11 protein-coding genes and 1 tRNA gene are annotated in these 13,195 nt (G+C 50.0%); 11 read left to right on the top strand and 1 reads right to left on the bottom strand.

Going from position 1 to position 13,195, the window contains the following annotated elements:
- The first annotated feature begins 11 nt into the window (after positions 1 to 11).
- From fdxH to GEV47_RS03920, 6 genes are all read left to right on the top strand, one after another.
- Positions 12 to 953: a formate dehydrogenase subunit beta gene (gene fdxH, locus GEV47_RS03945; RefSeq protein ID WP_153233370.1), complete on the top strand. Its 942-nt coding sequence runs from the start codon at positions 12 to 14 to the stop codon at positions 951 to 953.
- Complete coding sequence (locus GEV47_RS03940) at positions 943 to 1,584, top strand: formate dehydrogenase subunit gamma (RefSeq protein WP_153233369.1); 642 nt, start codon at positions 943 to 945, stop codon at positions 1,582 to 1,584. The genes fdxH and GEV47_RS03940 overlap by 11 nt, the downstream gene beginning before the upstream one ends.
- Positions 1,585 to 1,608: 24 nt before the next feature.
- Positions 1,609 to 2,622, top strand: coding sequence for a formate dehydrogenase accessory protein FdhE (gene fdhE, locus GEV47_RS03935; protein ID WP_153233368.1), 1,014 nt, complete (start codon positions 1,609 to 1,611; stop codon positions 2,620 to 2,622).
- Positions 2,619 to 4,079, top strand: a complete 1,461-nt coding sequence (gene selA / locus GEV47_RS03930; protein WP_153233367.1) for an L-seryl-tRNA(Sec) selenium transferase — start codon at positions 2,619 to 2,621, stop codon at positions 4,077 to 4,079. Before fdhE ends, selA begins: the two co-directional genes overlap by 4 nt.
- On the top strand, positions 4,076 to 5,959 hold the full coding sequence (selB, locus tag GEV47_RS03925; RefSeq protein ID WP_153233366.1) for a selenocysteine-specific translation elongation factor: 1,884 nt from the start codon (positions 4,076 to 4,078) through the stop codon (positions 5,957 to 5,959). The genes selA and selB overlap by 4 nt, the downstream gene beginning before the upstream one ends.
- A 164-nt stretch (positions 5,960 to 6,123) precedes the next feature.
- Positions 6,124 to 6,219: transfer RNA gene (locus GEV47_RS03920), tRNA-Sec, on the top strand.
- Between the two features lie 66 nt (positions 6,220 to 6,285).
- On the opposite strand, the gene GEV47_RS03915 is transcribed toward GEV47_RS03920, so the two are convergent.
- Entirely contained in the window at positions 6,286 to 7,302 is a 1,017-nt protein-coding gene (locus tag GEV47_RS03915; protein ID WP_153233365.1) for a flavin reductase, read from the bottom strand.
- Between the two features lie 219 nt (positions 7,303 to 7,521).
- Between GEV47_RS03915 and GEV47_RS03910 the strand changes: the two genes are divergently transcribed.
- The 5 genes from GEV47_RS03910 (at position 7,522) to GEV47_RS03890 (ending at position 13,190) form a co-directional block, all read left to right on the top strand.
- Positions 7,522 to 8,319, top strand: coding sequence for a TatD family hydrolase (locus GEV47_RS03910; protein WP_153233364.1), 798 nt, complete (start codon positions 7,522 to 7,524; stop codon positions 8,317 to 8,319).
- 15 nt (positions 8,320 to 8,334) lie between these two features.
- Positions 8,335 to 10,896, top strand: a complete 2,562-nt coding sequence (locus GEV47_RS03905) for a DNA internalization-related competence protein ComEC/Rec2 (RefSeq protein WP_153233363.1) — start codon at positions 8,335 to 8,337, stop codon at positions 10,894 to 10,896.
- 860 nt (positions 10,897 to 11,756) lie between these two features.
- The gene (locus GEV47_RS03900) at positions 11,757 to 12,272 is read left to right on the top strand and encodes a DUF4189 domain-containing protein (RefSeq protein WP_194270565.1); all 516 of its coding nucleotides are present in this window, start codon (positions 11,757 to 11,759) and stop codon (positions 12,270 to 12,272) included.
- 193 nt (positions 12,273 to 12,465) lie between these two features.
- The gene (locus GEV47_RS03895) at positions 12,466 to 12,876 is read left to right on the top strand and encodes a DUF4189 domain-containing protein (protein ID WP_194270564.1); all 411 of its coding nucleotides are present in this window, start codon (positions 12,466 to 12,468) and stop codon (positions 12,874 to 12,876) included.
- Between the two features lie 68 nt (positions 12,877 to 12,944).
- Positions 12,945 to 13,190 (top strand): hypothetical protein, encoded by a 246-nt coding sequence (locus GEV47_RS03890; RefSeq protein WP_153233360.1) that lies wholly within the window; start codon positions 12,945 to 12,947, stop codon positions 13,188 to 13,190.
- Positions 13,191 to 13,195 lie beyond the last annotated feature (5 nt).

Here is a 13,195-nt window from a genome sequence, read left to right as displayed (position 1 = left end):
GGGAGCCCAAAATGGCATTTCAATCATTAGACATTAAACGCCTTTCGGCAACGACGGTGCAACCGCCGTCGGTGCGCGTGCCGGTCACCGGCACGGTCGCCAAGCTGATTGATGTCACCAAATGTATAGGCTGCAAAGCCTGTCAAACCGCGTGCATGGAATGGAATGACTTGCGGGATGAAATTGGCGTCACTACTGGTGAATATGATAATCCACGCGATTTGACCGATAAATCATGGACGGTGATGCGTTTCACCGAATATGAAAACGAAGAGCAAAATCTCGAATGGCTGATTCGCAAAGACGGTTGCATGCATTGCGAAGATCCGGGTTGCCTGAAAGCTTGTCCTGCTCCGGGTGCAATTGTTCAGTACACCAATGGCATTGTCGATTTTCATCAGGAAAATTGCATAGGTTGCGGTTATTGCGTCGCTGGTTGTCCGTTCGATGTGCCGCGTATTTCCAAGCAGGATCACCGCGCATATAAATGCACTTTGTGTTCAGATCGGGTGGCTGTTGGTCAGGAGCCTGCTTGCGTTAAAACTTGCCCTACCGGTGCGATTGTGTTTGGTACCAAAGATGACATGAAGCAGCATGCGGCAGAGCGCGTCGAGGATTTGAAAACACGCGGCTTCCCTAATGCTGGCTTGTACGATCCGCAAGGGGTTGGTGGCACGCACGTGATGTACGTACTGCATCATGCTGACAAGCCATCGATTTATCACAAACTACCCAACAATCCTCACATCAGTTATATGGTGGGTTTCTGGAAGGGTTTTGCCAAACCGCTAGCGGTTGCTGGTATGGCTGCGGCGGCATTGGCTGGCTTCTTCCATTACACCCGCGTCGGTCCTAGTGAGGTGAGCGAGGAAGAAGAGCACGAAGCCCAAGCGGCTGCGCAGGCTTTGCTCAATAAGAGCCAGGATGGTCAGGAGAATCAGCATGGACAATGATAAAACCTCATCGCCATTGATTGAGCGCTATACACCTAATGAACGCAGCAATCACTGGATTACTGCGATTTGTTTTGTGTTGCTGGCAATATCAGGCTTGTCATTATTTCATCCTTCTATGTTCTGGTTGTCCAACGTGCTGGGCGGCGGACAATGGACGCGTATTTTGCATCCGTTTATCGGACTGGTGATGTTTGTCTCTTTTGCGATTTTGGTGCATCGTTTTTGGCGCGACAATAAAATCGAACCAGAAGATATACAGTGGTTGAAGCAAATGCCGGACGTACTCAATAATCGGGAAGACAAGCTGCCAAAAATGGGGCGCTATAACGCGGGTCAGAAGCTCCTGTTTTTTACGCTGATTGCCTGTATGCTTGGCTTGCTGTTGTCTGGTATTGTGATTTGGCGTGCTTATTTTGCGATGTACTTCCCGATTCCGATTATTCGTGCGGCTGCGCTGTTACATGCCATTTGCGCCTTTGTTCTGATCACCGGGATCATCGTTCATGTTTATGCTGCGCTGTGGATTAAAGGCTCTTTTGGCGCAATGATACGCGGAACGGTCACATTAGGATGGGCACGTAAGCATCACCCAAGATGGTTTGAAAAAATGGTGAAGAAGTCGCGCTAACTTATATATTTGTAGAGGAACATTTTGGTACAACGGATACTAGAACGCGGCGAGATTGAATCGCTCGACCACAATGCCATTCCTCGTTTGCGCTTGCCAGCTGCGGATAGTGTATTCAAGGCCCGCGCAGCACGTTTGCGTCGTCTGGCGGCAAACGAGATCAAGGGCACGCCAGTCAGCCCTGAATTCAGTGGATATTTATCATTAATGGCGGCGTTGGTGGATGCGCAACAGGCGATATTTGTTACGCTGACAAGCGATGATGCGCCACTGCCAGATCAGGCAGCCATAGCTTTGGCACGAGAGCACGCGATGCCACCGCTGTTGATCTCCGCCGAACGCCCAGCCATCTGGCGCAACATACTGACGCGTTTACTGACCCAGCTGCAAACCACGCATCCTTCGCCGTACATCACTGCGATCAGTACTGAACTGCTTGGGCTTGAGCCTGCCGTATTGGAAAGCCTGGCTGATGCGGTATTGACACAGCGCACAGAGTTCCTGACGCCATCGCAAGCGCCTTTTATTGCCGCCGCATTGCAAGTGTTATGGACGTGGCAAGCTAGTAAACTGAATTTGCCAGACGTGCCGACGTTGGAGATTGGTACACTGTGCCCCGTTTGCGGTTCGCATCCGGTTGCGAGCGTGATACGTATCGGTGGGCAGTCGCAGGGCTATCGCTATTTGCAATGCAGTTTGTGCGCCAGCGAATGGCATATGGTGCGGGTGAAATGTTCACATTGCGAACAAAATGGCAAGATTGCCTATCAAAGTTTAGCACCGGATGATGACGCGACATCGACGACCATCATCACCGAAAAGCCAGAGAATAAAGCCAATGATCCGCAAAAAGTAGCGCGCGCAGAAACCTGCGATGATTGCTATACCTACCGTAAGATTTTCAATCAAGAGCATGATTATGATGTCGAACCGCTGGCAGATGATTTGGCATCGCTAATGCTCGACGTACTGGTCACCGAAGCGGGTTACGCGCGTGCCAGCGGTCATCCTTTGCTATGGTTTGGAGAGTCTATATGACTATGAAAGCCGGCACAGATACAGCGCATGGCGTCAATCCAATAAATCCAGTGCATCTGCCATCGGTTGATGCGGTGTTGTCCGATGCAAGCTGTTTGCCATTGATAGCGCAATATGGACGCACTCAGACACTGGCAGCATTGCGGGTCTTGTTAGCAGAGTTGCGGGCGGCAATGTTGACTGGAAAGCCCGCTTCTGAGATCAGCATCACTAGCCTGACAGCGCAGCTTGAACATCAGCTCATCCGTGCGACGAGTTCGCCGATGAAGCAGGTTTTTAATCTGACCGGCACGGTATTGCATACCAATCTTGGGCGTGCCTTGTTACCGGATGAAGCGGTGCAATCGGTGGTGGCTGCGCTCACTGCGCCGATGAATCTGGAGTTCGATTTAAGCACGGGCAAGCGTGGCGATAGGGACGATTTGGTCGAATCCTTATTGTGTGAGTTAACCGGTGCGGAGGCTGCCACCGTAGTCAACAATAATGCTGCCGCCGTGTTGCTGATGTTGAATACTTTGGCGCAGGATAAAGAAGTCGTCGTCTCGCGTGGTGAATTGGTAGAAATCGGCGGTGCTTTTCGCATCCCCGATATCATGACACGTGCTGGCGCCGTACTGCGCGAAGTCGGGACCACCAACCGCACCCATTTGGCTGATTACACAAGCGCCATTGCAGAAAACACGGGCTTGTTAATGAAAGTCCATTGCAGTAATTATGCGATTACCGGTTTTACTAAATCGGTCGAATTAGAGCAATTAGTACCGCTTGGCCGCAGTCACAAAATTCCTGCCGTAGTGGATTTGGGGAGCGGGACGCTGGTCGATCTTGCGGAATATGGTTTGCCGCGTGAAACCACTGTGCGCGAGACGATCGCGGCAGGCGCTGATTTAGTGACGTTTAGTGGCGATAAATTACTCGGAGGGCCGCAAGCAGGATTGATCGTCGGTCGCGCCGATTTGATCGCGAAAATCAAACGTAATCCGCTTAAACGCGCGTTACGGGTCGGTAAACTGACACTGGCCGCACTAGAACCGGTATTGCGTTTATATAAAGCCCCGGAATTATTGGCTGAGCGCTTAACCACACTGCGACTGTTGACGCGCCCGCAAGCGCAGATGCGTGCGCAAGCAGAAATGATGCAACCCATTTTGCAGCGCATGGTTGGCGCAGAATATGAAGTCAGCACAGAACCATTGATGAGCCAGATTGGCAGTGGTGCATTACCGATTGATCAGTTGCCTAGCTTTGGATTGGCATTGCGCACGACTGCAGCGAATCAGCATAGCAATCCCCTGGGTCGCCTGGAAAAAATGCTACGGGAATTGCCGCGCCCGGTATTAGGCCGCATTTCACGCGATACTTTGTGGCTGGATTTGCGTTGTCTTGAAAGTGCAGATCAGCAAGGCTTCATCGCGCAATTGGAACAACTAGCGCAATTAAACTCCACGCATTCATGATCGTAGGCACTGCAGGACATATAGATCACGGTAAAACCACGTTAACCAAAGCATTGACGGGCGTTGATACCGATCGTCTCAAAGAAGAAAAAGTACGCGGTATTTCTATCGAATTAGGTTATGCCTACACGCCATTACAAAATGGCGAAATTCTTGGTTTGATTGATGTTCCCGGTCACGAAAAACTGATACACACCATGGCCGCTGGCGCTGCGGGCATTGACTTTGCCTTGCTGGTGATTGCTGCCGATGATGGCGTGATGCCGCAAACTAAGGAACATCTGGCGATTCTTGAACTGCTTGGGATACGCAGAGGAGCCGTGGCTCTGACCAAAGTAGATAGGGTCGATGCCGCGCAAGTACACGCAGTTGAACAGCAAATTACTGCTTTGCTTGCCGCGACACCGTTCGCCGGCGCGCCTATTTTCCACACGCAAGCGCATCTCGCCAACGATAGCGGTGTTGCTGCTTTACGCCAGCATCTCGAATGTGCCGCGCAGGAAACCGCACATCATCGTGACGATCAGCTATTTCGTCTTGCGATCGATCGGGTGTTTACCCTGGCAGGTCACGGCACCATCATTACCGGCACAGCGTTGGCTGGCAAGGTCAATATTGGCGATAGCCTGGTACTCGCACCTTCTGGCGAGAGTGTCAGAGTACGTAGCATTCACGCTCAAAATCAGGTTGCTAGTACCGGCCATGCCGGACAACGTTTAGCGTTAAATCTGACGGGTATCGAGCGCGAGCGGATTTCGCGTGGAAACTGGATCGTCGCACCGTCACTGGCGGCATGTTCAGTACGAATAGACGTGGAATTGTCGTTGTTAGCCGATGCTGGTCTAATCCTGAAGCCTTGGTCGCAGATTCATCTCCATCTGGGCGCAGCGCATCATACTGCCCATGTTGCCTTGTTAGAAGGCGATACGCTGACACCGGGACAACAAGCGCGTGTGCAAATCGTTTTGGATGCGCCAGTACATGCCATGCCGGGCGAGCGTTTTGTGATACGTAACGCGCAGGCAACGCGCACTATTGGCGGTGGCCAGGTACTAGATCCCTTTGGACCAACACGAAAACGGCGCGGCCCTGCACGTCATGCCTGGCTGGATGCGATGAAAGCGTTTATTACAACCGCCGATGTGCGTGCTTTGCTGGCTGCCAGTCCATTGGGTTTGCAACGTTCAGCCTTGCTGCGCTTGTCTTATGTTCCGCTGTTGAACTTGCCTGATGATGTGAGCGAAGTAAAACTGCGTGGTGACGATGCGCTGCTGATTTCAAAGACAGCAGTAGATGCATTATGTTTGAGGATGCTGGAGGCCTTACGGACATTTCATACGAGCTCACCGGATGAAATCGGACCACAAATTGCGCGTTTCAAACGCATCGTAGAACCCGATATAGACGATGTCTTGTGGCGCTGGCTAGTGGACAAAGTATGCGCCAATAAAACCATGCTTCAGCAGGGCGCGTATCTGCATATGCCAGAACACGTGATTACCTTGGGCGAACAGGAACAAGCATTGGCTGCGCAGTTGCTGCCTCTGTTGGAAGCTGGCGCATACAACCCACCGTGGGTGCGCGATATGGCACGCGAATTGAATAGCGATGAGGTCGAAGTACGCACAGTCTTGCGTAAATTAAGTCAACGGGGCTTAGTCTATCAAGTGATTCGCGATCTGTTTTATCATCCAGCGCGCATTGATGAATTACAGCAAGTGATCACAACATTAGTGCAAGAGCACCCGGAAAAAACAGTCAGTGCCGCAGCTTTCCGCGACGCCACCGGCCTAGGAAGAAAACGCAGCATACAACTATTGGAATATTTTGACCGCGTCGGCTATACTCGCCGACAGCGCGACGCGCATGTATTGCGCTGATTTGGTGTTTATCACTGACTGAATGATCGCCGACTTAAAACGGCCTCAACAGACCGTAGCGAGCAAGCCAAGGTCGAATCGAGAAGCACAGCCGTACTGGTGTACGGCGAGCATCACAGATTTGAGATTGGCTTGCGCAGTAGGTCTGTTGAGGCCGCATTAGAGGAGGGCAAACGTGTCCGGTGGCACGGGCGGGCTTCAAACCCGTCAAGGGGTGTCAATCATTCCTTCGTAAGTTCGACTCTTACTGTCCTCCGCCAATCTCTATGCTCTTGGCAGTCACGCTCAGTCCTGTTTTGCGAAGCCCTACCGATATTGCGTTATTCTCAGGGATTAACAAACCGCCGCAACAATGTACGCAAAGCGATGGTGTCAACTTCCCCCAATTTACTCAGCATGTCTGCTTCAATCTGTTTTCCTGCATCAACAATTTTTTGTGCGACATCGTGGCCGAGAGCAGTTAAATAAAACAGCCCATTATTGCTTTCTTCATCTTGATCAACGATCACATGCAGCAGGCCGCGCACTGTCATGTCGTCTAACACATGGGCTAATGGTGAATGACCAGCGTAGACGAACAACTGCATCAATTCCGCCAGACTTAGCCCTTCGTTGGCAGCCAGCGTGTTGAGTACGAAAAATTCGGTATCGTTCAAGCCATGTTGCGCACCGGATTCGCGCAATTTGTCATATAACTGAAAATACGCGTTGCCCAGTAACGGGGTAATCGTATTGCTGGCGGCTGTATCTGTGTTCCGCCCAGAAGTGGTGACCTTGATTAACGCTTCGGCTTCATCTGTCAGCTCCTTACGGGTGGCGATGGCGTAATTGCCACGTTGGTACACCAACGGCGGGGCATCAGAATGATCAAAATGCATTACTTCGCCGACCATAATGATATGGTCGCCGCCATCGTAGCGATAGGTGGTTTTACATTGCATGCGAGTGGTGCAGCCAGACAATAAAGGTGCGTCGCCTAAGCCACGTTCTATCGTCAATCCGGCAAATTTATCAATGCCACGTTTTGCAAAGCGATTGGCCAAGCCATCCTGATCGTGCGACAAGATATGTACGGCCCAATAATCGGCAGTTTCAAATACGGCGGCGCTGTGAGATGACTTGGACAAACTCCACAGCACCAATGGGGGATCAAGTGAGACCGAATTGAAACTGTTCGCCGTTATACCAACCAGTTTTTCGCTGCCATCGACAGTACTGCATGCAGTAACGATAGTGACGCCAGTGGTAAAAGTGCTGAGCGCATGACGGAACTCACGCTGGTCGAAAAGTTGTGCCAGTGCGGCCGGATCGGCTAACGATGATGTATTTTTTACTTTGTCCATCTGAATTGTTTCTTGCTTTATTGTTTTTTGCGTAGCCCGCTATGGTATCAGTCTATTGTGTTTCACTCTTCTGAACGCTTAAGAATTAAATCGAGATTGCTTATAACCATCTTAATTAATAAGCAAGGAATGTTAGGTTTTTCCTTAGCATTGCGCGGTGCGAATAGATACTATCGCATGCTAGGATGATAATCTGCTCATCTTTGAAAAGCCGCCCCTATGTGGATAGACACGCATTGTCATCTTGATGCCGCCGAATTTGGCGGACAGCAGAGCGCTTTTGCGCAGGCTGCGGCGCAACAGCAGGTTTCCTGGATAGTGATCCCGGCAGTAGAGCGAGCCAATTTTCAAGCGGTGGCGACAATCGCCGCTGCGCAAAGCAATTGTGCTTACGCACTGGGCATACATCCTATTTATGTGCCTCATGCAGACGAGGCGGATTTATTGACTTTGCGCGCTGCGATTGCGACAGCAATGGCCGACCCTTTATTTGTCGCGATAGGAGAAATTGGTCTGGATTTCTTTGTGCCGGATTTGAATACGGGTGTTTTACGTGAAAAGCAGGAGTATTTTTACGTTGAGCAATTAAAACTGGCACGAGAATTTGATCTGCCAGTACTGCTGCATGTACGTAAATCTCAGGATACTTTACTTAAATATTTGCGTCGCATTAAAGTGCAGGGCGGTATTGCCCATGCTTTCAATGGCAGTTTTCAGCAGGCACAAGCATTTATTGACCTGGGTTTTAAATTGGGTTTTGGCGGCGCAATGACATTTACGCGCGCTTTGCAAATTCGACGTCTGGCGGAACAATTGCCATTGGATACCTTAGTGCTGGAAACCGATGCCCCGGATATGTCGCCTGTCTGGCTGCATCCGGAAAAAAATGCACCACAAGAATGCCCTCGCATTGGTGGCGTACTGGCTCAGTTACGCAATATGCCAATTCATGACTTAGCTCAGGCAACTTCAGCCAATGCACGTATCGCGTTGCCACGCTTAGCTTTACTTGGTTAAGGTAAGGACTAGCCAATGCGCAGTTGTGTCATTGGTTTCCTGTTCGGTGTTGTCTATTTGCAAACGCAGGCCGGTTTGCCATCGGCGCAATTTCTCTGCATCTTGCTGCTGTTGTTCGGCATATCCGCAGTCTTAATTTTTTATTCCAAAAAATTGCAGCATCGGTTTATTCGTTCTTCGATTAAAACCTTTTCATTCATCATCTGCGGGGCGCTGTTTGGTTTTTGCTGGGCCGCATTATTTGCGTACTACTATTTACGACAAGAGTTGCCGCCAGAGTGGGAAGGACGTGATATCACGCTGATTGGTACGGTGGCCAATCTACCCGCGCATTTTGAACAAGGTGTGCGGTTTAATTTTGCGGTTGAACAGGTGTTGCCTCAAGACGGTGAGACTCCGTCAGTCCCATCATTGCTGGCGTTGTCGTGGTATCGCCTGCGTGACACACAAAATCCCCAATTGATGTCAACTGTAGGAGATATCCAGCCAGGCGCACGCTGGAAGTTGACAGTGCGTTTGAAGCGCCCGAATGGCAATGCTAATCCTGCGGGTTTTGATTATGAAATATGGTTGTTAGAACAAAATTTGCGTGCCACGGGTTACGTACATGTTGATTTGAAAAAGGGGGGAAGGAATCAAGATGCCAATCGCGAATCTAATCGATTAATAAGCCCTTTTGTTTTTAGCCTGAACCATGTGATACAGCGCGGGCGCGGTTGGTTGCGACAGCGCATAGAGTCGGCGTTACCAAATTATCCCTATGCAGGTGTGCTGGTGGCATTAGTGATTGGTGATCAGCGCGACATAGATCAAGCTGACAGAACGATTTTCGCTCGCACCGGGGTGAGCCATATTATTGCGATTTCTGGCTTGCACATTTCCCTGGTTGCCGGTTTGTTTGCCGCATTGGTATCGGCATTATGGCGACGTTCTTTTTTTACGCAGGCGGAACTACCGCTACTTTTGCCGACGCCGAAAGTGACTGCCGTCTCTGGTGCGTTAATGGCGTTGATCTACGTTGCCCTGGCCGGATTTGGTATACCGGCACAGCGTGCCTTGGTGATGTTATTGATGGTGACGCTTGCACTATGGGTGGGGCGTATTTCCAGCATTTCGCACGTGCTATGTGCAGCGCTGGGTGTAGTGGTTTTGTACGACCCATGGGCAGTGTTGTCCAATGGGTTTTGGTTATCGTACGGCGCGGTTGCCATGATTTTATATGCATCGGTAGGGCGTACACGTGCACGCGTACCCCACGAGGTCAGGCATGAGGATAAGCAAAATGATGACATCGACAAAACTGGGCAATCAAGCGTGTTGTCCTGGCTAAGGCGCTGGCTTAAGGCACGGCGCTCAGCTTTGCGCGCGGCTGCGAATACACAATATGCCGTGACGATAGGTTTGATTCCATTGACGATGTTGTTGTTCGGTCAAACATCATTGTTCAGTCCGATTGCCAATGCAGTGGCGATTCCATTAGTTGGTACGATCGTGACGCCAGCAGCATTGCTGGGCGCGGTATTGCCTGCACCATTCTCCGGATGGGTTTTATTATTTTCCCACACCTTGGTGGTTAGTCTGGTGATGTTTTTAACTTGGTTAAGTCATTTTTCATTTGCGGTATGGACAGCGCCGCTGCCATCTCCATGGATATTTGGCATTACATTGATGGCGACGTTATGGTGGCTGGCACCGCGTGGCTGGCCGTTGCGCTGGCTGGCTCTATTTGGCTGGTTGCCATTAATACTCAATGATGTAAGTCGACCTGCCGAAGGTGAAATGTGGGTTACCGCTTTTGATATCGGTCAGGGCATGTCCTTACTGATCGAGACTAAGCATCATCGCTTGTTATATGACGCAGGACCAGCTTATGCGCCGGGTTCGGATGCTGGCAGCCGCGTCATCGTGCCATATCTCAAAGCGCGAGGCATTAGTCATCTGAATGCAGTGGTGATTTCACATTCAGACAGCGATCACTCCGGTGGTGCGCTAACCATACTTAACACTATAAAAGTAGATCAGGTGATTTCCTCATTGCCGGAAACTAACGACATTGTTCTCAATGCCGCTGAACATCGCCGTTGTCAGCGTGACCAATCATGGCAGTGGGATGGCATCCAATTTGCGATGCTGTCACCGCCGCTGGAAAGCTATCAGCAGGCTAAGTTGAAACCGAACGCATTTAGCTGCACCTTGAAGATTAGTGATGGCAAGTTCTCCATCTTGCTACCTGGCGATATTGAAGCAGCGCAAGAACAGCAATTGTTGACACATTATCAGAACGATATTGATGTTTTGCAATCCACCGTTTTATTGGCACCGCATCACGGCAGCGGCACATCTTCCACCGCAGATTTCTTACACGCAGTTGATCCACGCATTGCCCTGTTTCAAGTCGGTTACCGCAATCGCTATCACCATCCTAAAGCATCGGTGTGGCAGCGCTATATGGATATGGGGATTACCAATTTACGCAGCGATGAGAGTGGGGCGATAACTTTGCGCATGAGTGCTAAAGGAGGCGTAGAGTTTACGGAATATCGGAAAGAACATGCACGTTACTGGTATGGGCATTGAAGCACTTTCATTATCCAGAACAAATACCCCAATCGCCACTATAAAAATGCCAGCGGCCAATGCGTGCCAGTGCAGTATTTACCTCCTAATTCTTCTTAAATCGCCAAAAAATTTCCACGCGAAAGTTTACTGATGTTTATTTTCCAATTATTTGTTAAGTATTGTTAAATTGATCACGTCCAGTGGACTCTCACCTACTTGTCAATTCATCACTTGTTATAATCGAATGCGACTTATTTAATAAACAAGTTTTTCTGTAGTTGTCTCTTTCGCCTCTGTAGCAAATGAACACAGATTTGTCTTGCCCTGAATTGGAAACACAATGAACAAGCAGAATTTCTGCCTTATCTTCAATCACAAGCACGCTATATCGGCGCCGCTGGCGACATCAAGAAGACCGTTTAAGGGACGCGAGCTTATGAAGACCCTCGTCCGGTGGTGCTTTTTGATAGGTTTATTGAGCACCTATCAACTTAGCCATGCACAAGCCTAACTTTGCGCATGAGTGTCAGTGCAGTATTTACCTCCTAATTCTTCTTAAATCGTCAAAAAATTTCCACGCGGGAGTTTACTGATGTTTATTTTCCAATTATTTGTTAAGCATTGTTAAATTGATCATCTCCTGTGAACCCTCGCCTACTTGTCAATTCATCACTTGTTATAATCTAATGCGACTTATCTAATAAACAAGTTTGTTTGTAGTTGTCTCTTTCGCCTCTGTAGCAAATGAACACAGATTTGTCTTACCCTGAATTGGAAACACAATGAACAAGCAGAATTTCTGCCTTATCTTCAATCACAAGCACGCTATATCGTTGCCGCTGGCGACATCAAGAAGACCGTTTAAGGGAGGCGAGCTTATGAAGACTCTCGTCTTAATTAGTCTATTAATAGGCTCGTTGATTGCTTACCTACCTAGCTACGCACAAACCTACCCTTGTTCCGGCCCCGGTCCGGGAGAAGTGGTTGTAGGGCAGACGCAAGGCGGTCAGGGCGTTGCTTCCATCCCTCTATGCCAACGAGTCAATCAACAACAAGCACAACAACCACCACCTAAATGGGAGTCGCGTTGGGGCGCTATTGTGACCGATAGTGACAAAGCAATTGTTGGATCAGCGAGCGGTTCTCTAAGCCAAGACAGTGCTGAGCGTTCAGCTATAAGTGACTGCAAAGCTAAGGGGGGCGCCCATTGCGAATTGCAGGTCTCATACGCGAACGGCTGTGGTGCCATGATCCTTGGCGATAAGGCCTTTGATGTTGACTGGGGCAGTACCAAAGCAGAAGCCATTCAAAAAGCCACAAATGTCTGTAGCGCAGCATCGCCAAACTGTCATGTTTACTTCACCACCTGCAGCCCTCCGGCTCAAATTCACTGACAGCCCGTCGCCCACTTAGCGGTCAGCAACCTGCAGGCGCTGCCCACGACGTCACGAAAACCGTTTAAAGAGAGGTAGTAATCTTATGAAGACTTTCGTCCTATGGGGCGTGTTATTGGGTTTATTGATTTCCCATCAGCTTAGCCATGCCCAGGTCTACCCTTGTTCTGGTCCGGGGCCGGGGGAAGTTGTCGTGGGCCAAACGCCAGGTGGTCAAGGCGTCGCTTCCATGCCGCTTTGTCAGCGGACCAACCAACAGCAACAACAACCCACTCCTCAATGGCAGTCGCGATGGGGAGCGATTGCCACGGACGTCTCTCCAGGACGAGGAATTATCGGCGCCTCTAAAGACACATTGAGTGCCAGCGCCGCTGAACAAAGCGCTATGTCAGATTGCGCCGCCAAAGGCGGAGCCAATTGTACGCTGCAAATTACCTTTTCCAATGGCTGCGGTACGTTGATCGCCGGACATAAGACGTTCAACGTGAGCTCGGGTGCAACCGAAGCCATTGCAGTCCAAAAAGGCATCGGTGTTTGTTCCAAGTCCGATACTGGTTGCTCCCTCTACTTCAAGACCTGCAGCCCAGCCGTACGCGTTCAATAAACACCGTGAAAGGCCGCTCTATTGCCGTTCTTTTCTCGGGATTGCCTACTACCTCCTGCGGTTCATCCATGAATACACCCGACATCAAGCAGAACCCGCACCCCAAGATGCGTTACGAGATCACGTTAACGATTAAAGATGCACCGGGTCCATTCGATGCCGTAACAGGTTTCATGCAATACGACGTCACTAACGAACAATGCTCGCCATACAACGAGTTTATTGGTATCTACCGTAACCCCGGGTCAGAGTCGGCCGATATTAGCGGTCAGCAACCTACAGGCGCTGCCTGCGACTTCACGAAAACCGTTTAAAGAGA

The organism is Glaciimonas soli (genome assembly GCF_009497155.1).
Taxonomy (GTDB): domain Bacteria; phylum Pseudomonadota; class Gammaproteobacteria; order Burkholderiales; family Burkholderiaceae_D; genus Glaciimonas; species Glaciimonas soli.
This window is presented reverse-complemented; position numbering and strand designations above follow the sequence as displayed.